Annotated in this window: 21 protein-coding genes and 1 pseudogene; 10 read left to right on the top strand and 12 right to left on the bottom strand. The window is 71.2% G+C overall.

Annotated features, from left to right (window positions below; all coding sequences use genetic code 11):
* Positions 1–7: 7 nt before the first annotated feature.
* The 5 genes from fliN to ITJ59_RS05075 form a co-directional block, all read right to left on the bottom strand.
* Entirely contained in the window at positions 8–712 is a 705-nt protein-coding gene (gene fliN / locus ITJ59_RS05095; protein WP_194650047.1) for a flagellar motor switch protein FliN, read from the bottom strand.
* Positions 709–1602, bottom strand: a complete 894-nt coding sequence (locus ITJ59_RS05090; protein WP_194650046.1) for a flagellar motor switch protein FliM — start codon at positions 1600–1602, stop codon at positions 709–711. The genes fliN and ITJ59_RS05090 overlap by 4 nt, the downstream gene beginning before the upstream one ends.
* Before the next feature lie 89 nt (positions 1603–1691).
* On the bottom strand, positions 1692–2621 hold the full coding sequence (locus ITJ59_RS05085; protein ID WP_194650045.1) for an OmpA/MotB family protein: 930 nt from the start codon (positions 2619–2621) through the stop codon (positions 1692–1694).
* A gap of 2 nt (positions 2622–2623) precedes the next feature.
* The gene (locus tag ITJ59_RS05080; protein ID WP_194650044.1) at positions 2624–3448 is read right to left on the bottom strand and encodes a motility protein A; all 825 of its coding nucleotides are present in this window, start codon (positions 3446–3448) and stop codon (positions 2624–2626) included.
* 1 nt (position 3449) lies between these two features.
* Positions 3450–3731, bottom strand: a complete 282-nt coding sequence (locus ITJ59_RS05075; RefSeq protein WP_194650043.1) for a flagellar FlbD family protein — start codon at positions 3729–3731, stop codon at positions 3450–3452.
* A 127-nt stretch (positions 3732–3858) separates the two neighbouring features.
* Here ITJ59_RS05075 and ITJ59_RS05070 point away from each other — a divergent pair, with 127 nt between their 5' ends.
* The 4 genes from ITJ59_RS05070 to ITJ59_RS05055 all read left to right on the top strand — a co-directional run bounded on the left by ITJ59_RS05070 (position 3859) and on the right by ITJ59_RS05055 (position 9653).
* Positions 3859–4983 carry a hypothetical protein gene (locus tag ITJ59_RS05070; RefSeq protein WP_194650042.1) on the top strand — a complete coding sequence of 375 codons (1125 nt, stop codon included), beginning with the start codon at positions 3859–3861 and terminating at the stop codon, positions 4981–4983.
* Between the two features lie 184 nt (positions 4984–5167).
* Positions 5168–6736 (top strand): helix-turn-helix domain-containing protein, encoded by a 1569-nt coding sequence (locus tag ITJ59_RS05065; RefSeq protein WP_194650041.1) that lies wholly within the window; start codon positions 5168–5170, stop codon positions 6734–6736.
* A gap of 147 nt (positions 6737–6883) precedes the next feature.
* Complete coding sequence (locus ITJ59_RS05060; RefSeq protein ID WP_194650040.1) at positions 6884–8005, top strand: DUF475 domain-containing protein; 1122 nt, start codon at positions 6884–6886, stop codon at positions 8003–8005.
* 67 nt (positions 8006–8072) lie between these two features.
* Positions 8073–9653, top strand: a complete 1581-nt coding sequence (locus ITJ59_RS05055) for a Na+/H+ antiporter (protein ID WP_323749404.1) — start codon at positions 8073–8075, stop codon at positions 9651–9653.
* 98 nt (positions 9654–9751) lie between these two features.
* On the opposite strand, the gene ITJ59_RS05050 is transcribed toward ITJ59_RS05055, so the two are convergent.
* The 4 genes from ITJ59_RS05050 to ITJ59_RS05035 all read right to left on the bottom strand — a co-directional run bounded on the left by ITJ59_RS05050 (position 9752) and on the right by ITJ59_RS05035 (position 12242).
* Positions 9752–10294 carry a DoxX family protein gene (locus ITJ59_RS05050; RefSeq protein WP_194650038.1) on the bottom strand — a complete coding sequence of 181 codons (543 nt, stop codon included), beginning with the start codon at positions 10292–10294 and terminating at the stop codon, positions 9752–9754.
* A gap of 90 nt (positions 10295–10384) precedes the next feature.
* Entirely contained in the window at positions 10385–11374 is a 990-nt protein-coding gene (locus tag ITJ59_RS05045; RefSeq protein ID WP_194650037.1) for a cation diffusion facilitator family transporter, read from the bottom strand.
* A complete protein-coding gene (locus ITJ59_RS05040; RefSeq protein WP_194650036.1) occupies positions 11371–11733 on the bottom strand; it encodes an ArsR/SmtB family transcription factor in 363 nt (120 codons plus the stop codon). Before ITJ59_RS05040 ends, ITJ59_RS05045 begins: the two co-directional genes overlap by 4 nt.
* Before the next feature lie 71 nt (positions 11734–11804).
* Complete coding sequence (locus ITJ59_RS05035) at positions 11805–12242, bottom strand: pyridoxamine 5'-phosphate oxidase family protein (RefSeq protein ID WP_194650035.1); 438 nt, start codon at positions 12240–12242, stop codon at positions 11805–11807.
* Positions 12243–12427: 185 nt separating this feature from the next.
* Between ITJ59_RS05035 and ITJ59_RS05030 the strand changes: the two genes are divergently transcribed.
* Positions 12428–12940 (top strand): DUF1003 domain-containing protein, encoded by a 513-nt coding sequence (locus ITJ59_RS05030; RefSeq protein ID WP_323749403.1) that lies wholly within the window; start codon positions 12428–12430, stop codon positions 12938–12940.
* Between the two features lie 19 nt (positions 12941–12959).
* On the opposite strand, the pseudogene ITJ59_RS19000 reads toward ITJ59_RS05030, so the two are convergent.
* From ITJ59_RS19000 to ITJ59_RS05020, 3 genes and pseudogenes are all read right to left on the bottom strand, one after another.
* Positions 12960–13943 (bottom strand): annotated as a pseudogene (locus ITJ59_RS19000) (lysylphosphatidylglycerol synthase transmembrane domain-containing protein); the annotation flags it as partial.
* Positions 13940–14365 carry a BON domain-containing protein gene (locus ITJ59_RS05025; RefSeq protein WP_194650034.1) on the bottom strand — a complete coding sequence of 142 codons (426 nt, stop codon included), beginning with the start codon at positions 14363–14365 and terminating at the stop codon, positions 13940–13942. The pseudogene ITJ59_RS19000 and the gene ITJ59_RS05025, both read right to left, overlap by 4 nt.
* Positions 14366–14409: 44 nt before the next feature.
* Positions 14410–15234, bottom strand: coding sequence for a universal stress protein (locus tag ITJ59_RS05020; RefSeq protein ID WP_194650033.1), 825 nt, complete (start codon positions 15232–15234; stop codon positions 14410–14412).
* A 185-nt stretch (positions 15235–15419) separates the two neighbouring features.
* Here ITJ59_RS05020 and ITJ59_RS05015 point away from each other — a divergent pair, with 185 nt between their 5' ends.
* Genes ITJ59_RS05015 through ITJ59_RS04995 form a run of 5 tightly spaced genes read left to right on the top strand, consistent with a single transcriptional unit; the run spans position 15420 to position 19680 of the window.
* A complete protein-coding gene (locus ITJ59_RS05015; RefSeq protein ID WP_194650032.1) occupies positions 15420–16604 on the top strand; it encodes an NAD(P) transhydrogenase subunit alpha in 1185 nt (394 codons plus the stop codon).
* Positions 16601–16906 (top strand): NAD(P) transhydrogenase subunit alpha, encoded by a 306-nt coding sequence (locus tag ITJ59_RS05010; RefSeq protein ID WP_194650031.1) that lies wholly within the window; start codon positions 16601–16603, stop codon positions 16904–16906. Before ITJ59_RS05015 ends, ITJ59_RS05010 begins: the two co-directional genes overlap by 4 nt.
* Entirely contained in the window at positions 16903–18330 is a 1428-nt protein-coding gene (locus tag ITJ59_RS05005; RefSeq protein ID WP_194650030.1) for an NAD(P)(+) transhydrogenase (Re/Si-specific) subunit beta, read from the top strand. The genes ITJ59_RS05010 and ITJ59_RS05005 overlap by 4 nt, the downstream gene beginning before the upstream one ends.
* A gap of 28 nt (positions 18331–18358) precedes the next feature.
* Positions 18359–18613 (top strand): hypothetical protein, encoded by a 255-nt coding sequence (locus tag ITJ59_RS05000; protein ID WP_194650029.1) that lies wholly within the window; start codon positions 18359–18361, stop codon positions 18611–18613.
* Positions 18610–19680, top strand: coding sequence for a 2,3-butanediol dehydrogenase (locus ITJ59_RS04995; RefSeq protein WP_194650028.1), 1071 nt, complete (start codon positions 18610–18612; stop codon positions 19678–19680). Before ITJ59_RS05000 ends, ITJ59_RS04995 begins: the two co-directional genes overlap by 4 nt.
* Positions 19681–19725: the final 45 nt, after the last annotated feature.

Genomic DNA, 19725 nt, shown 5'->3' with positions numbered 1-19725 from the left:
GCGGGGCTCAGAGGGATTCGGCGACGTCGAGGATCCGGGTGATCCGCACGGCGTAGTCCTGGTCGACCACGACGACCTCGCCGTGCGCGATGAGTCGGCCGTTCAGCAGGACGTCGGCGGGGGCACCGGCACTGCGGTCGAGCTCGACGACGGCGCCGGGTTCCATGCCGAGCACGTCGCGGACCGACATGCGGGTGCGGCCGATCTCGACGGTCAGGGTCATCTCGACGTTGTTGATGCGGCCGAGGTTGCCGGCCGGCACGTTCGCGACGGTCGAGGCCGAGACGGTGCCGTGTTCGCGGACCCGGATGCCGAACCAGCCGCTCGGCACACCACCGGCGGACAGCTCGAACACCACGGTGTCCGGGTCGGCCAGCAGCGCGGTCGCAGAGCCACGGCTCGCCTCGCCGAGCACCCCGACGCCGAGGACGGACGCACCGGCCTCCAGGGACGGCCGCAGCACGTCGGTCACCGCCACGATGCCGTGGTCGGCGCCGCCGGCGGCGACCACGCTCTCGAGGTCGGTGAGCACCAGCGCCAGATCGGCCGACAGGCCGCCGACGAAGGACGCGACCACGGCGTCGGCCGCCGCTTCGAGCACGACGGGGGTCGCGCCTCCCGGCAACAGCACCGCACCCAGCGGGACGGCCGTCGGGAGCTGCGCCGCGACCGACTCGGCCGCAGTGGTCTGGAGGGTGGTCGTGGCGTTCATGCGTGCTGCTCCGAGCTCGTGGCGGCAGAGGTGGTGGTGACGACGATCCCGGCGAGGCGCGAGCCGTTCGCGCCGACGGCGGCGGTGCCGACGGGTTCGCCGTCGACCGCGATGGTGAGGGGGCGGTGCTGCGGGTGCGGCAGCGGCAGGACGTCGCCGACGGCGAGCCGGAGCACCTGCGTCGGCAGGACCGTCGCCGGGGCGAAGCGCAGGCTGACCCCGACGGGGACCCCCGCGAGCTGCGCGTCGAGCAGGGCCTGGGCGTCGGCTGGTGACACCTGCGCAGCGGCTTCGCCGAGCTGCGGCAGCACGGCCTCGGCGGGCAGTGCGAGCGTGCCGGGGGCGACGCGGTCGCCGACGCGGATCGAGAACGCGGCGACGATCATCAGGTCGCCCTTCTGCGCGGCCTGGGCGAACTGCGAGTTGAACTGGAACCCGCCGACCGTCACGTCACGGGCCAGCAACCCGCCGAACGAGTAGCGGAGGTCGTCGAGGGCGTCCTCGACGATCTTGCGGACCAGCGCCTGCTCGATGGGCGTGAAGGTGCGCTCCGGCGTCGGCAGCGGCTTCGAGGCGCCGAGCGCGTGCGACACCCAGGTCAGGGCGGCGTCGAGCGGGACCTGCAGCACGCCCTTCGGGGTCGTGTCCGCGATCGGGAGCAGCACCATGCCGGTGAGCGCGGGCAGTGAGGCGGCGTACTCGTCGTACGTCACCATCTGCACCTGCTCGCAGGTGACCTGGCTGACGGCGCGGACCTTCGCGGTGAGCTGCGTGCCCCACTGCCGCGCGAACGTCTCGAACGCGAGCTCGAGGACCCGGGCGTGCTCGCGGGCGAGCGTCGACGGGCGCGCGAAGTCGTACACCTCGGGCGCTGGCAGGGTCTCGGTCACGGGTGCGTCTATCGGTCGCCTGTACGGCACCCGTCAGTGCTGTACCCCGTACTGGGGAGGCGGGGTCCTGTCGTGCGGTCGATCGCCCGTCAGCCCTGTCGTGCTCCGTCCTGTGCCTTCGCGAGCGCCGGCATCAGGGCGCTGACGTCCTGGTCGGCGTTCGACAGCACCACGATGTCGACCCGTCGGTTCAGGGCGAGGTCCTGGTCCGTACCACCCTTCGCGAGCGGCCGGCTCGACCCGAAGCCGACGCTCTGCACGTGGTCGCCCGGCATCCCGCCGCGCTCGACCAGGTCGCGCAGCACCCCGGTTGCACGCGCCGCGCTGAGTTCCCAGTTGGTGGCGTACGGCGCCGTCGAGTTCCGCTGGTCCGCGTGCCCCTCGACGCTGACGTCGTGGTGGCTCGTCTTGAGCACCGGAGCGATCGCGTCCATGATCCGCCGGGCCTGGTCGGACAGGTCCGCGCTGTTCGTGCCGAAGTAGGTCTCGCTGCCGACCAGCCGGACGATCAGGCCGCGGGCGTCGACGGTGAACTGCACGTTCGCGGTCTGGCCCGCCTTCGCCAGGTTCGCCTTGATCGCGCTCTCGATCGCGGTCAGGTCGTCGAGCTCCTTCTTCGCATCGGCCAGGTCCTGCTTGCTCGCGGTCACCGGCACCACGGTCGACGCGGGGTCGACGTTGGTGTCCTTCGTGCCGGACGACGCCGTCGAGTGGTCGGCCTGCGACTTGTCGGTCGAGTACCCGGAGCCGTCCTCGACCTGGTCCTTCGTGACGACCGTGCCGCTGGCGGTGTCGACCTTCTGCGACTTCACCTCGCCGAAGCCCGTCGCGAGCGAGTTCTTCAGGGCGATGTACTTCTCCTGGTCGACCGTCGACATGGCGAACAGCACCAGGAACATGCACATCAGCACCGTGATCATGTCCATGTAGGACGCCATCCAGCGCTCGTCGGGGTGCTCGGCCTCGTCGTGGCCCTTCTTCGCACGACCGCGGCCGCGCCCTCGGGGGTTGGCGCTCATCGTCAGGCCGCCAGCTGCTGGTCGTCGGCGTCGGCATCCTGCTTGTTCTTGCTGGCCTTGCTCTTCGAGGTGTCGGTGCGCGCTGCGGGCGGCACCATCGCCTTGAGGCGTTCACCGAGCAGGCGGGGCTGGCTGCCGGCCTGGACCGCGAGCAGGCCCTCCATCAGCAGGGTCTGCCGGTCCGACTCGAGCTGCGCGAGCTTCCGGAGCTTCCCGCCGATCGGCAGCCACATGAAGTTCGCCGTCAGCAGGCCCCACAGGGTCGCGACGAACGCGCTCGCGATGAGCGGACCGAGCTCGTCGGGCTTGCCAAGGTTCGCGAGCACGTGCGTCAGGGACACGACGGTGCCGATGATGCCCACCGTCGGGGCGAACCCGCCGAGGCCCATGAAGAACGCACTCGCGCTGCGCGTCGGGGCCGCGTTCGACTCGATCTCGTCCTCGAGCAGGATCCGCAGCTCGTCGCCGTCGGTGCCGTCCGCGATGTTCTGCAGCGCTTTCTTCATGAAGGGGTCGTCGTGCTTGTCGGCCTCTTGCTCGAGGGCGAGCAGACCGTTCGAGCGCGCCGTCTCGGCCAGGCCAACGACGTCGTCGATGACCGACTGCGGCGGGGTGACCTTGCCGGTGAACGCCTTCGGCACGGCCTTGAAGCTGGCGATGGCGTCCTTCAGCGTGGTGCTCGCGATGCCGCAGCCGATGGTGGCGCCGAACACGAGCAGCATCGGTGCGGGCAGGAACAGTCCGCCGAGCTCGACGTGTTCCATCTCGACCATGCCGAACAGGGCGCCGAAGGCGAGCAGGATGCCGATGATCGTTGCGATGTCCACGTCAGCGGCCCCCGTCCTGCGTGCGGAGGGGTGCGACGGCGGCGAGCGTCGGCTGCGGGCCGGTGGCGTTCCGTGTGGTCGGCAGGTCGGTGCCGTACGCCATCCCGACGATGCGGGCACGGTAGGCGGCGATCAGGTCGATGACGTCGGCCATGGACTCGCGGACGATGTACTTCGCCCCGTCGACCATGATGAGCGTCGTGTCCGGCGTCTCGTGGATGCGCTCCACGAGGTCGGGGTTGACAGCGAATGCGCTGTCGTTGAGTCGTGTGACGACGATCATGGCCCGTCCTGGTTCTCGATCGTCCCGCCGCCGTCCGTGGGGCGGGATGCCGCCCGTCCGTGGGCTTGCACGGAGGTCTATCGGCGGGTGGGGCCGGAGCGTTAGACGCGGTCACTAGCCTGGGACGGTGATCAGTGCCTCGGACCTGCTCGTCGGACCCCGCGGGCGGCGCTTCTGCACGGAACTCCTCCTCCAGGTGCTCGACGAGGAATCCGACGTCGGCGAAGCCCTGCACCTCGCCTTCTTCTGGGCGGACTACCACGTGGAGCGCGACCGTGGTGGTTCGATCTCGTTGTTCGGTCCCGGCGCCGACCGTCCCGAGCCCCCGCCGTCGGCCGCGGAGCTCGCTCGTGCAGTGGAAGCGGCCGTCGAGGCGTCGGAGCCGCGCAGGGTCGGGCTCGCGCACGTGGCGCACGCCCTCGCTCAGACGGCTTCGTCGGCGATGTACTGGCAGGAGCCGGACGCGCGGGACGTCCTCGTCGCACAACCGGACCTCGCCCCGGTTGTCGCCCGTCTGGCGGACGTGTGGGCTTCGACGCCGGCGGTTGCGCGGCTCATCGACGCGCCGCAGAGCCAGCGGCAGTGGAGCGTCGATTTCGATGACGAGCACGGCGAGCACCCTGGAAGCGCGGACGCTCCCGACCAGGCGGCGCGGGCGCTCGTCACCTGGCGAGGAGCGCTCGAAGCCGAACTCGCGGCGGTGCGTGCGCGCGACCGCCGTCGACCGGCGGCGTCGAACGTCGGCGGGTCCTGGTGGTCCACCGCGCCGTCCGGACTCGTCGCGACGACGGCCACGCTCGGTGTACTCGGGCCGATCGGGCTCTGGGCCGTCGAGGACGACCTCGGGTGGGAGCGCGCCACCGTCGCCCCTGTCGACCCGTCGCCCGACGCGCGTGTCCTGGTGATCGACGACGCCGAGGGCTGGGGCGACCTCTGCCGGCGGTGGTCCGTCGACGTCAGTGGGACGACCCGGCGCCACGACTGGTACTGGACGACCGGCCGCGACGGTGCGTGGGTGACGCCGGACTGGTCGGGCGTGGCCGAGGAGTACGACGCCGTCCACCTCACGGTGCGAGCGTGGCTCCGCGGCGCGGGGACGGCGATCCCGGTCGGGCCGGACACGGCGAGTGTCATCGCCGGGTGGACGCCGGACACCACTGTCTGGCTCCGCGATCCGCAGCCCGTCGTCGACACCACCGAAGCCACGGCGTGGGAGTTCAACGGCGATGACCTCGGGTGGTCCACGGCCTGAACTGCCAGTGGCGGACGACGGCGACCCGGCGCACTCCGGCGACTCGATCGTGCGCGCGACACTGACCGATCCCTGAGCGTCTTCGTCCCCCGAATTCTCAGCTGTGACGTATTCGAGACCTCCAAACACGCGACGACTCTCGTTCTTCGGTCGGTTTATCTCATGAGCGTGTTACGTTGGCGCCATGACCGACACCACCACCGTCGTCCCGCCGGCATCCTCGGCGACCGCAGCACCCCTCCGCGAGGTCGGTGCCCTCATCCGGGGCGCCCGCAAGGGCCGCAGCATGACCCAGGCGCAACTCGCCGAACGGGTCGGCACCAGCCAGAGCGCGATCAACCGCATCGAACAGGGTGGGCAGAACCTGTCCCTCGAGATGCTCACCCGCATCAGCGACGCCCTCGACCAGCAGATCGTCTCGATCGGCGGCGCACCGCAGCGTGCCCACCTGCGCGTGCAGGGCGGCCGGAAGCTCAGCGGGTCCATCGCCGTCAACTCGAGCAAGAACGCCGCCGTCGCGCTGCTCTGCGCCTCGCTGCTCAACCGCGGCGTCACCCGGCTGCACAAGGTCGCCCGGATCGTCGAGGTCGACCGCATCATCGACGTGCTCCGCAGCCTCGGCGCGAGCGTCACGTGGTCCGAGGACGGCGAGACCCTCGAGATCGTCGCCCCGTCCGACCTGCGCCTCGACGCGATCGACGCCGACGCGGCCCGCCGCACCCGCAGCGTGCTGATGTTCCTCGGTCCGCTCAGCGGCCGGTACGAGTCCTTCCGGCTCCCGTACGCCGGTGGCTGCGACCTCGGCACCCGTACGGTCGAACCGCACCTCATCGCCCTGCGGCCCTTCGGCGTCGACGTCGAGGCGACCTCCGGCTGGTACGAGGTCGGCGTCGCGAACCAGGACGTCCCCACGAAGTCCGTCGTCCTCACGGAGCGCGGCGACACCGTCACCGAGAACGCGATCCTGGCCGCGGCCGCCCGCGACGGCGAGACCGTGATCCGGAACGCCAGCCCCAACTACATGGTGCAGGACCTCTGCTTCTTCCTCGAGCTGCTCGGGGTGCAGATCGAGGGCATCGGCACGACGACGCTCCGCATCACCGGCAAGAGCCGCATCGACGAGGTCGTGGACTACTGGCCGAGCGAGGACCCGGTCGAGGCGATGAGCCTGCTGACCGCTGGCATCGTCACCGACTCCACGCTGACGGTCACGCGTGCGCCGATCGAGTTCCTCGAGATCGAGCTCGCGACCCTGGCCGAGATGGGGCTGCGGTTCGACGTCACCGACGAGTACCCGGCCGCCAACGGCCGCACCCGCCTGGTCGACATCACCGTGCACCCGTCCGAGCTGCACGCTCCGATCGACAAGATCCACGCGATGCCGTTCCCCGGGCTGAACATCGACAACCTGCCGTTCTTCGTCGTCATCGCCGCCATGGCCGAGGGCACCACGCTCGTGCACGACTGGGTGTACGAGGGCCGGGCGATCCACCTGCTCGACCTGACCCGCCTCGGCGCGAGCGTCACCCTGCGCGACCCGCACCGCCTCGACGTCACCGGCCCGACGCACTTCTCCGGTGCCGAGATCAGCTGCCCGCCGGCCCTCCGCCCCGCGGTGGTCATCCTGCTGGCGATGCTCGCGGCGAAGGGCGAGAGCGTCCTGCGCAACGTGGGCATCATCGCCCGCGGCTACGAGCAGCTGCAGGAGCGTCTGAACTCGCTGGGCGCCTCCATCGAGACGTTCCACGACTGAGGCGACCGCCTGCCCGCGTGACCTGACGGCCCGTCCCCGCAAGTGGGGACGGGCCGTCACCCGTTCTGCGCGGATCGACCCGCGCCTCCAGGCTGATGCGCAGGAGCGCTCCACCACCCACCCAGGCGACGGGTACTGGATGGGGTGATGGCCACGAGATCGCTCTTGACCGTCCCCCTGTTCATCACCGCGGCCGCCGCCGCGGCGGCCTGGGTCGTCCTCGGCCCCGCCGCCGCCCTCGCGTTCGTCGCGCTCGCGTTCCTCGAGATCGCGATGGCCGCCGACTCGTCGGTGCCGATGGCGGGCATCGCCGGACGACTGCACTCCCCCGCCCGCCGGCTGTTCCTGTCGCTCGGGATCGTCGCGGGCGTGCTCGCGATGCGCCTGCTCCTGCCGCCGGCGGCGGTCGCGGTCGGTGACGCGACCGACCCGGCGAGCTCCGTGCAGGAGGCCGTCTTCGCCCCCGGATCGTTCTCGGCGCACCTCGCCGAGGTACGCCCGGGCCTCGCCGCCTTCGGCGCCGCGTTCATCTGGCTCGTGTTCGCCGAGTACCTGTTCAACACGGACCGTGCGTCGCGCAGGTCCTGGCTGGGCCGCCTGGAGGCCCGGCTCGCCGCCGTCGCGCGTCCTCGCGCCTGGTCCCTGGTCACCGCTGCGACAGGGGTCGCCGTCACGGTCGTGCTCGTCGGTCTCGACCGCGCGTGGTCGCCGGGTGCCGTGCTGCCGGCCGTGCTCGGTGGGGCCGCGGGGCTCGCCGCCTACCTCGGGTCAAAGCGTGTCGCCGCCTGGGCGCTCGACGGGGTCGGGTCGGACACCGCGTCGATCGGGGTCGGCCGCGGCGCCTGGCGGATCCACGCGTACGCGTCGACCGTGGTGTTCGAACGCGGACTCGTCGTGTTCATGCTGTTCGAGATCCTCGACGGGGTGTACAGCCTGTCCGGGTCCGGTGCACTCGGCGCGGACGGGCTCGGGGCACTCGAACAGACGGCGGTCGCGGTGGCGGCGATCGGGGTCGGGGCGGTGTTCCTGGCGCGGTTGACCTCGCGGCTGGACGAGGCCGCCGGACTGAAGCGGCTGCGGTACCTGAAGGCCGGGGCGGCGTACGTGCTCGGGGTGCTCGCGGTGCTGCTGTGGACGAGCCTGCTCGTGCCGATCCCCGGCGGCATCGTCGCGTGGTTCGGCAGCGTCGTGATCGGTCTGGCGCTCGCGACGTCGTTGCCGTGGCGTGCGTGGTGGCGGCGGCTGGCGCGGCGCCCGAACCCCGTGTGAGCACGCATCTGGAAGCTTCCACGGGCACTCCGCGTTGACTGGAGCGTCGGTCGAACGAGGAGTGCACGTGCTGGGTCCTGAACTGGTGGTCGTCCTCGGCCTCGCCATCGCGCTGACGGCGGGGATCGCGGACCGGATCCGGGTGGCCCCACCGGTGCTGCTGCTCGTCTTCGGGGCAGCCCTGGCGTTCGTCCCGCAGTTCGCGGACGTCGAGCTGCCGGCCGACGCCGTCCTGTTGCTGTTCCTGCCGGCGCTCCTGTACTGGGAGAGCCTGACGACGTCGCTCCGCGAGATCCGGAAGAACCTGCGCGGCATCGTCCTGATGGGCACTCTGCTCGTGGTCGTCACAGCCGGCGCCGTCGCCGTGCTGCTCCACCTGCTCGGCCTGCCCTGGGGTCCGGCGTGGGTGCTCGGCGCCGCCGTGGCCCCGACCGACGCCACCGCTGTCGGCGTGCTCACGAAGATGCTGCCCCGCCGGAACGTCACGGTCCTGCGTGCCGAGAGCCTGGTCAACGACGGCACGACCCTCGTCGTCTACGGCATCGCCGTCGCCGTCACGGTCGGCACCCAGGAGCTCACCTTCTGGGGCGTGTCCGGCATGCTCGTCCTGTCGTACGTGGGCGGGGTCGCCGCCGGACTCGCCGCCGCGTGGGTCGGCACGCTCGTGCTGCGCCGGGTCGACACCGTGGTGCTCGAGAACCTCGTCACGCTCCTCGTGCCGTTCGGTGCGTTCCTGGCGGCCGAGGCGATCGGTGCCTCCGGCGTGCTCGCGGTGGTGGCGGCCGGGATCGTCGTCAGCCAGGTCGGCCCGAAGCTCGACCGCGCCGAGACCCGGCAGCAGGTCCGGGCGTTCTGGTCGTTCCTGACCTTCCTGCTCAACGGCGCACTGTTCGTCCTGGTCGGCATCGAGGCGATGGTCGCGGCCCGGGCCCTCGAACCCGCCGAGCTCCTGCGCGCCGGCGGGATCGTGCTCGCCGTCGCGGTGGTGCTCGTCGTCGTGCGGTTCGCCTTCCTCAACGCCGCCGGGGGCACCGTGTGGCTCGTCACCCGGAAGACCGGTGGCGGACCGCGCGAGGGGCACCGCGACCGGCTCGTCAGCGGCTTCGCGGGGTTCCGTGGCGCGGTCTCGCTCGCGATGGCCGTCGCCGTGCCCCGTGTGCTCGAGTCCGGAGCGGACTTCCCCGACCGCGACCTCATCGTCTTCGTGACGGCAGGCGTGGTCGTCGTCACGATCGTCGGGCAGGCCCTCGTGCTGCCGGCCGTCCTGCGCCGTGCGGCCCTGCCCGAGGACGAGTCGGTCGGCGAGGAACGCCGCTTCGCCGAGCGGACCGCGATCGAGGAGGCACTCGATGCGCTCCCCCGGCTCGCCCGGTCGTCCGGCGCCGACCGCGCCACGGTCGAGCGCGTGCGGAAGGACTACGAGGCGCACCTCGACGTCATCCAGGCGCGTGAGGAGGACGACGACGAGCACCCCGCCGTGCAACGGCACGACACCGCCGTCGCCCTCGAGCTCGCCCTCGTGCAGCACAAGGCCGCGACCCTGCTGCGGCTCCGTGACGCGGACGAGATCGACGACCTCGTGCTGCGCCAGGTCCGCGCCGGCTACGACGCCGAAGAGGCACGGTTGGGCGGCATCAGCCCTGCGTGACGTCACCGACGTGCTCAGCGACACCGCGGGGTGACGGCGTGACGACCGCCGGACGGGAGGCCCGCTGCCAGCTGGCACCGGGCCTCCCGTCTATTGGTCTACGCGTCTTCGGACGCCGCCGCGTCGGACGCGAGCTCCTTCCGACGCTGCGCGACCTGGACCGCGATCGCGACCGGGATCGCCGCGAGGGCGACCGCCCGCAGCCACGGGCGATCGAACGCGTGCCGCATGGCGTGGTCGAGCGACACCGGACCGGGGCCGCCGAGCGCGAACATCGCCGCCGAGAAGCCGAGGAACGCCGGGAACTCGAAGCCGCCGTCCGCGTTGAAGAAGCCGTTCGGGGTGTGCACGCTCGATGCGACGCCCATCGTCGTCGCGGCACCCGCGCCGGCGATCGGGGTGGCGAGCCCCAGAGCCAGGGCCGCTCCTGAGCCGGCCTCGCCGAGACCGGCCAGGACGGCGCTCCGTCGGCCGGGGCGGAACCCCATCGCGTGCATGCCCTGGGCGGTGCCGTCGATGCCGCCGCCGCCGAACGCGCCGAAGAGCTTCTGGGACCCGTGCGAGACGAGCACGGCTCCGAGTGCGATGCGGAGCAGGGTCTTGGCGCTGACCGATGCGGTGCTGGTCGTGTGCGAGCTCATGCGTTCTCCCGATCGTCCGTGGTGGTGGTCCGGGCGACGGTACGCCGGCATGGCTACAGTGTGCTCGGGCGTGTCATCGATCGCGCAGCATCACGCCTGACGGGTCGGGGTCACGCTGAACGTGTCGAGGTTCCCGATCGTCTGCCGGACGTGTTCCGCGGCCTCGTCGGCGACGTGCGTGGCGGCCTGCAGATCCGTCGTCGTCACCTCGACCGTTGCCGATCCGGTCAGCCGGTGCCCGATCCACCGGAGACGGAGGTCGCGGACCCCGTGCACGCCTTCGGTGTGCTCGAGGACGTGCTCGGCACGTTCGACGAGCGCCGGGTCGATGGCGTCCTTCAGCCGCGTACCGATCGACTGCACCGTGCCCCAGAGCAGCACCAGGATCGAGATCGAGATGAGCAGGCCGATGACCGGGTCGGCGAGTGGGAAGCCGAGCATCACGCCGATCGCACCGAGGACCACCGACAGCGAGGTGAAGCCGTCGAGCCGGGCGTGCACGCCGTCGGCCACGAGTGCCGCCGAACCGATCCGCTGGCCGACCCGGATCCGGTAGATCGCGACGATCTCGTTGCCGGCGAAGCCGATCAGGCCCGCGGCGACGAGCAGCCAGGGCGCCTCGACCGGGCGAGGGTGGACGAACCGGTCGATCGCCTGCCACCCGGCCACCACGGCCGAGAGCGCCACGACGAAGACGATGAACATGCCGGCGAGGTCCTCGGCGCGGCCGTACCCGTACGTCATCCGGCGGGTCGCGACCCGCCGCCCCAGGACGAACGCGATCCAGAGTGGTACGGCGGTCAGCGCGTCCGCGAAGTTGTGGATGGTGTCCGCCAGCAGGGCGATCGAGCCGGTGAAGGCGACCAGCACGGCCTGCAGGATCGTCGTGCCGAGGAGCACGAAGAGACTGATCTTGAGCGCGCGGACACCGGCCGAGCTCGCCTCCATGGCGTCGTCGATCGAGTCGGCGGAGTCGTGCGTGTGTGGGACGACGAGATGGTGGAGGAAGCCCCGCACGCCGCCGTGCGCGTGCGGGTGGTCGTGATCGTGCTGGTGCCCGTCGTGGTCGTGGTCGGTCACGCGCCGACCTGCTCCCCGCGGTGGTGCGGTGCGGCCCCCACGACGTGCTCGGCCTGCTTCACCGCGTCGATCACCAGCCCCGACGCGTGCTCGTCGGTCAGGCGGTAGAAGACCGTCGTGCCCTCGCGACGGGTCGACACCATCCGCGCGAGCCGCAGCTTGGCGAGGTGCTGCGACACTGCCGCCGGACTCTTGTCGACGACGTCGGCCAGGTGGTTCACGGACATCTCCTCGGCGTTCCGGAGCGCCAGGATGATCTTCACCCGGGTCGCATCGGCGAGCATCGCAAAGACCTCGACCGCAAGTTCGACGTACTCCGACTCCGGATCGAGCCCGCATGGCTGCTTGTCTACGTGCATACGCAGATACTAAGCCAACCGTGCGACCATGCGACCGTGCGAGCCGGACCGCGTCGTCACGCCGGCCGCGATCAGGGCGCCTGGTCGAACAGGCGGCCCGTGATCTCGTCGGGCGTGAGACGAAGCCGCGTCCGTTTCACGGTGGGGAGCATCGACCGCAACTCCGTGCCTTCGGGCAGGTCGAGGTCGTCCGTCTCCGCCACGGTCCCCCGCACGATGACGCTCCACACGCTCCACCCGTCGTGCTCGTCGACCTCGAAGACCACCGGACGGTGCTCGGCAGCAGCGGAGCGGACGACCTCGCTCGAGGTGTCGAAGACGATCGAGTGCCCGTCCGCGACGAAGTTCACCGGGCGGATCTCGATGCGATCCGATGCGACGGTGACGATGCGGCCGGTCCGCGAGTCCTGCAGCTTCGTCCAGCACTGGTAGGGCTCGAGGGCAACGGCTGGAGATGCCGGGTCGTACATCTCGGCGGTGCTCCGTGCGACGCCGTGGCGGTTCATCATCGTGTCCTCCTGTCGGTTCGACCTTGTCGGCCGCCGTCAGTCTCCGGCCACTCGCTGTCGGCGGACAGGGCCGAAGGGCCCGTCCGTCCGGTTCCGGGACGTTCGGCTCTGGCCGAGCCGACCGCCGTCGGCTGGGATGGTGCCGGATCCGTCAGGATCCGCACCGCACCCGAGAGGCATCGCGCATGGACACCACCGAAACCCCGCGCCGGAGCGCCCGCTCCGAGCCCCGGCTGACCTGGCACCAGCGGCACCACTCGTCCCTGACCCGTGGTGAACGGGCCGCTGACGCCATGCGCAACAAGATGGGCAGTTGGGGCTTCGTCGGCGGGTTCGTCGCGTTCATGGTCGTCTGGGCCGCCGTCAACACAGCGGGCGGCCGATGGGATCCCTACCCGTTCATCCTGCTGAACCTGTTCCTCAGCATGCTCGCCGGCCTGCAGGGCGCGATCCTGCTGATCGCGGCGAAACGGCAGGACGGGATCGCTGCCGCGCTGGCTCAGCACGACTTCGACACGAACGCGGCCGCGAAGGTGGACATCGAGGCGCTGCTCGAGATCAACCACCGCCAGCTGCTCATGCTCGCCGACCTCCAGGCGATCCTGGGCCGGACGGTGCTGGAACCGGAACGCGCACCCTTCCCGCAGCCCGACGTCGTTCCGCTCGGCGCAGCACGACGCGCAGGATCGGGTAGCTGACCCCGGCTGCGAGGATCGGGAGCCAGTACTCGAGCACGCGCCACCCGACGACCGCGAGGAGTGCGGCGCCCGATGGTGTGCCGGTCAGCACGAGCGCGGAGACCATGGCGCTCTCGACGATCCCGACCCCGCCAGGGGTGATCGGGAGCATCGCCAGCAGGTTGCCGAGACCGTAGACGACGAGCAGGACCGACAGGCCGGGACTCGCTCCCACCGCCGTGCAGACGAGGCCGAACGCGGTGACGTCGAGGACCCAGTTGCCGAGGGCGAGTGCGAACGCGGTGCCAGCGGACCGCGGGTCGTCGACGAGGATCCGGACACCGAGTCCCAGCGTGTGCACGAACGCCGTCACGCGGGTCTCGGTGAACCGGTCCGACCACCGCCGCAACGGCACGGTGGCCCGGACCACCGCTCGCTCGAAGCGCCCGAGCCGTCGGAGGCAGAGCCACACGAGCACGGCCGACCCGGTGATGACGGCGATCACCACCACCGCCGCGACGACGACCCACTCGTCGGATGCGAACCGCCCGGCGGAGAGCACGAGCCCCACGCCGAACACCGAGCACAGCGCGAGCGCGACGAGGACCGCCTGGACGACCACGATCGCGGTGGTCCGGGCGAGCGGGACACCGGATCGCGAGAAGCTGCGGAGCCGCAGGGTGGCCGACACCGCAGCGCCGCCCGGGACGACGCTCCGCAATCCCAAGGCGGTGAGGTCGATCGCCACGACGACGGGCAGCGGCGGTGCATCCCGGGCGAGGAGTGCTCGGGTGAGCAGCGAGTACACCAGCAGCGAACCGGCCTCAGCCAGCAGCGCCGCGCCCAGGAGCAGCGGGGTCGCCGTCCCCAGCGATCGGACCGTCGCCAGTGCGGTCGGCACCTCCGGTGCCGCCAGCGCGGCCGCCCAGCCGAGCGCGCCCAACGTGACGACGATCCAGACCAGCCGTCGGACCGCCGGACGGGAGGCACGGGGCGGGCGTGCCCCGTGCCTCCCGTCCGTCACGGCGCGGCCCGTTCGACGACCGTCAGCCGGTTGTCGACGAAGTGGACGCCTTCCGTCCGCGCCACCGCCGCGTGACCCGCGACGCGGGTCGCGGTGTCGGGCACCACACCATGAAGGGTCGCGACGTGGTCCACGACGGTCACCGTGATCGCGCCGCCACCCGGCAGCACGTCCAGCGCCGCGGCGGCGCGGGCCGCAACCGTGCCGTCGGAGTCGTCAGCGCCGACGTGCAGGGGCCGGATCGTGATCTCGCTCCGGACAGCGCCAGGGCCAGCGACCGCTTCCGCGATCTCGAGTGCGAGGGTCCGATCGGCGTGGCACCCGGTGTCCCCGCGGAGCACGATGCGTTCCTCGTCGATCCGGAGTGATGCGACGAGGCCGGTCGCGTCGAGCGCGGCGGAGGCGCGCCATCGTTCGGTCACGGTGTCGACGGTGCGCGGGGTGAGCAGGGGTCGGCGCACGGCGGTCACGCGCTCGGGACGACGCACACGGGCGTGCGGGACCCGTGGATGAGGTTCATGCCGACCGAGCCGAACAGGGCGCCGCCGGCGGCCGTGTGGTGCTCGCGGCCGATGAACACGATGAGGGCATCGGTCGCGGCGGCGGCGATGACGTCGATCGGGTCGCCGTCGACGGCCTCCGCACGGACGTGCACGGCCGGGTAGCGGGTGTGGACCCGCTCCGTCACCGCTTCCAGCAGGTCCGCGTCCTGGGGGCGCATCTGGGCCAAGCCTGCCGTGGCGATCCGCCCGCCGGCGACCACGGCGCCGACCGGGATCGGACGCGCCGAGACGAGTCGGAGCGATCGGCCGAAGACCTCCGCGAACCGGGCGCCGACGACGGCGGCGTGCGTCTCGTCGATCGTGTCGACGCCGACCACGACGTCGCCGTCGCCGTCGAACCGGTTCCAGTCGTCCGGCACCACGACCGTCGGCACGGTGGACGCGACGGCGATGCGTTCAGGGAGCCATCCGGTTGCCATGGACCGCAGCATGCGGTCCCGGTGCGAGCCGATGACGAGCAGGTCTCCGCCGCGCGCCTCGTCGATGAGCCGCTGCACGGTCGGTCCGTCCGCGGAGATCTCCGCGACGTTGAGCCCCGGGTGTTCCCGACGCAGTGCATCGGCGGCGTCGACGAGCCGCCGCCGTGCCGAGCCCGACGCCTCGCCGAAGAACTCCGTGACGGTGACGACCTTCACCACGTCGCGATCATCGAGCGGGAGCGACTTCACCCAGTCGAAGGCAGCTCGACCGCTGCTGGTGTCGTCGAGTCCGATGGTGTAGCTGGTCATGGCGGGTTCCTCCTGCTCGCTCCGGGACGACGGCCCCGGACGGACCCGGCGTCGCTGGTCAGGACGATCGTCGACGCACGGCGTCGGCCGCGACAGGGCCGAACGGCCCGTCTGGCCGGAGGACGCGTTGCGCGCAGGGACGTTCGGCACTGTGGGGCGTTGCGGTGCGGTCTGACACTCGATCCATGACCGATCGCACCGAGGGACCACCTGTTCGACCGCATCCGATCACGATCGGCGTGCTGCGCGAGACCGCGGTCCGGGAGCAGCGTGTCGCGCTCGACCCCGAGGTGAGCGCACTGCTCGTCGCGGCGGGCTTCCAGGTCTGCATCGAGCACGATGCCGGGGTGGCCGCGTCCTGCACCGACGCCGAGTACACCGCGGCAGGGGCGACCGTGACGGCACGGGACGAGGTGCTGCAGCGCGGAGACGTCATCGCCGTCGTGCGGCCCCCGGACTCCCTGCTCGCGGCGATGCTCCGAACCGGGCAGACCCTCATCGGCCTGGTCGATCCCCTGGCACACCCGGAACTCATGCGGCAACTGGCCGACGCCCACGTGGATGTCCTGTCATTCGAGCTCCTGCCGCGAACCCTCAGCCGCGCGCAGGCGATGGACGCCGTCAGCTCACAGGCCAGCACCGCCGGCTACCGTGCAGCGATCGTCGCGGCGGCCGCGTTCGAGCGGTACTTCCCGATGATGATCACCGCCTCGGGGACGGCGCGGCCGGCGCGGGTCCTGGTCATCGGGGCCGGAGTGGCCGGACTGCAGGCGATCGGTACGGCGAAACGACTCGGCGCCGTGGTGACCGGGTACGACGTCCGGCCCGCTTCACGTGGCGAGGTCGAGTCACTCGGCGCCACCTTCCTGACGTCGTCCATCACGGCCGGCGGGGGTTCGGGCGGCTACGCGCGCCCGCTCTCCGCCGAGGAATCCGTCGCGCAACAGGCCGAACTCGCCGACCACCTCACACGCTTCGACGTCATCATCACGACCGCGAAGGTCCCCGGCCGGACGCCGCCACTCCTGGTGACCGCCGCGACCCTCGCCGCCCTCGAGCCCGGGTCGGTGTGCGTGGACCTGGCAGCGACGGCGCACCGCGGCAACGTCGCCGGGACCGTGGACGGGACGACCACCCGCACTGCCACCGGCGTCATCGTCATCGGCGCCGGGAGCCTCTCCTCCGAACTCGCGACCTCGTCGTCCCACATGTACGCACGCAACGTGCACGCTCTGCTGTCGCTCGTGTGTCCTGACGGTGTCGTCTCGATCGATCTGCGCGACGAGGTCCAGCGCGCCGTGGTGGTGTGCCGTGACGGCGCGGTCGTCAACGAGGCCGTACGGACCGCAGAGACGACGGTGATCGCATGACCGCCGACCTGTTCTCCGACCTCGCGATCTTCGTCCTGAGCCTGCTCGTCGGGTTCGAGGTGATCAGCAAGATCCCCTCGACCCTGCACACGCCGATGATGTCGGGCGCGAACGCGATCCACGGCGCGGTCGTCGCCGGCGCGTTCGTGGTCGCGGCCGCCGCGGACAGCCCGACCGGCTACGTGCTCTCGGGCATCGCCGCTGCGCTCGGGGCGGCGAACGTCGTCGGCGGGTACGTCCTGACCGACCGCATGCTGCAGATGTTCCGCCGACCCGACACGACGAACCGGTCTGGCTCGTGAACGTCGTCGGTTTCGTCGCCGGGTGCGCGTACCTCGCCGCCGCCATCCTCTTCGTGACCGGTCTGCACCGGATGCGCACACCGTCCACGGCTCGTTCTGGGAACCTGGTGTCAGCTGCCGGCATGGCGGTGACGATCGTCGCGACGGCGGTCGTCGCGATCAGCGCCGGAACCGGCGAGATCTGGGGTTGGAGCGCGCTCGCCGTCGGTCTCGCAGTGGGATCGGTGTTCGGAGCGGTCCGTGCCCGCTCGACCGAGATGACGGACGTCCCGCAGTTCGTCAGTCTCCTCAACGCGGTGGGTGGCGGCGCGGCGGCCGCAGTCGCACTGACGGACTTCCTGCGCCGGACCGGCACCGCGACCGAGCTCACGCCGACGTCGACGGTCCCGATCGCCCTCGACGTCCTGATCGGCGGGGTGACGCTGTCCGGCTCGCTGATCGCCGCGGGCAAGCTGCAGGGCATCGTGTCGGGGGCCCCGATCCGCCTGGTCGGAGCGCGGGTCGTGAACACCGTCGTGGCCGCCGGAGCCCTGATCGCTGGGGTCTTGGTCGTCCTCGTCCCGGCCACGCCGATCCCCGTGCTCGTGTTGCTCGTGGCGGCATCGGCGCTGGGGGTGCTCATGGTCTTGCCGATCGGCGGTGCCGATGCTCCCGTCGTCGTCTCGTTGTTGAACGCCTTCACCGGGCTCGCAGTGGCGTTCGCGGGCTTCGCGATCGACAACCAAGCGATGATCATCGCCGGCGCGCTCGTCGGCGCAGCCGGGACGATCCTGACCCGGCAGATGGCCGCGGCGATGAACCGATCCGTGCTGAGCATCATCGTCGGCGGCTTCGGAACCGGCGACGAGCCGACGGCAGCAGCAGCAGGTGAGGGCGCCGACGTCGCAGCAGTCCGTCAGGTCACGGCGGACGACGTCGGACTGCAGCTCGCCTACGCACGGACCGTGATGGTCGTCCCGGGCTACGGCCTCGCCGCTGCGCAGGCGCAACACGAGATCGCCGAGCTGGCCACACTCCTCACCGACCACGGGATCGCCGTGACCTACGCGATCCACCCCGTCGCCGGCCGGATGCCCGGGCACATGAACGTCCTGCTCGCCGAGGCGAACGTCCCGTACTCGCAGATGCTGCAGCTCGACCAGGCCAACGCGGCCTTCGCGACGTGCGACGTGGCACTGGTGGTCGGCGCGAACGACGTCACCAACCCCGCCGCCCGTCGCCCCGGCAACGCGGTGTCGGGCATGCCGATCCTCGACGTCGACCGCGCCAAGGCCGTCGTCGTCGTCAAGCGGTCCATGAGCCCCGGCTACTCGGGCATCCCGAACGAGCTGTTCACCGAGGCGAAGACCGGCATGTTCTTCGCCGACGCGAAACAAGGACTCTCCGCGATCACCGCCGCCGTGAAGCAGTACGTCACCGCGTGACCCCTCGAACACCGACGAAGGAAGCGACATGATGACCAGCACCATCGACCTGCCGACCACGACGACGACGACGCACGACCACTCCACCGTCTACGCGGCTCCCGGCACGAGCGCCGGCATCGTGCCGCTCAAGACCCGCTACGAGAACTTCATCGGAGGAGCCTGGCTCCCGCAGATCGGCGGCGACCACCGCGAGGACCTCGCGCCCGCGACGGGCGAACCGTTCGCGGAGTACGCCCACTCGACCGTCCCGACGCGAACCGACGAGAGAGCAAACCGATGAAGGCAGCACGTTTCCACGGACGGCACGACATCCGCATCGACGACATCGCAGAACCCGAACCCCGGCGCGGGGCGGTGACGATCGACGTCGCCTGGTGCGGCATCTGCGGTACGGACCTGCACGAGTTCCTCGACGGACCGATCTTCATCCCGCCCGTCGGGCACCCGCACCCGCTGACCCGCGAACAGGTACCCGTCACGATGGGACACGAGTTCTCCGGCACCGTCACACAGGTCGGTGACGACGTCGCTGACCTGCACGTCGGCGAGCACGTGGTCGTCGAGCCCTACTTCGTCTGCGGTCACTGCCCGCAGTGCGTCGCCGGCCGGTACAACCTGTGCACGAGCATGGGGTTCATCGGGCTCGCCGGAGGCGGCGGCGGGCTCAGCGAGCGCATCGTCGTCGATCAGCGCTGGGTGCATCCGGTCGGTGACATCCCGCTGGACCAGGCCGCGCTCATCGAACCGCTCGCCGTCGCCCACCACGCCTGGATCCGCAGCGGTGCGACGTCCGGCGACACCGCCTTCGTCGGTGGAGCCGGACCGATCGGACTCCTCCTCGCAGCCGTGCTGCACGCCGAGGGACTGACGGTCATCGTCTCCGAACCCGGTGCCGCTCGGAACGCGATGGCCACGAGCACCGGTGTCGCCGACCACGTCCTCGACCCGACCACCGACGACGTCCGTGCACGGGTTCTCGAGCTCACGGACGGCCGCGGAGCCGACGTCGGTTTCGAGTGCTCGAGCGTCCAGGTGGTCCTCGACCAGCTCGTCGACGTGGTCCGCCCGGGCGGCGTGATCGTCAACGTGTCGATCTGGAGCTCTCGCGCATCGATCGACATCCAGAAGGTCGTCCTCAAGGAGCTCGACGTGCGCGGCACCATCGCCTACCGAGACGACCACCCCGCGACCATCGACCTGGTCCGGACGGGCAAGGTCGACCTCGCACCGTTCATCACCGCGAAGATCCCGCTCGAGCGACTCGTCCCGGACGGATTCCAGGCGTTGATCGACCACCGTGAGACCGCGGTCAAGATCCTCGTCACACCGACCGGGCCGGCATCGTGACGGCCGACGTGCACCCGGGGACACCGGCGCGTCGTCGGTCAGGGT

Origin of the sequence: Curtobacterium sp. VKM Ac-1393, assembly GCF_015350995.1 — a bacterium.
Taxonomy (GTDB): Bacteria; Actinomycetota; Actinomycetes; order Actinomycetales; family Microbacteriaceae; genus Curtobacterium.
Note: the sequence above shows the minus strand (reverse complement) of the source record. Positions and strands in the feature narration are given on the sequence as shown.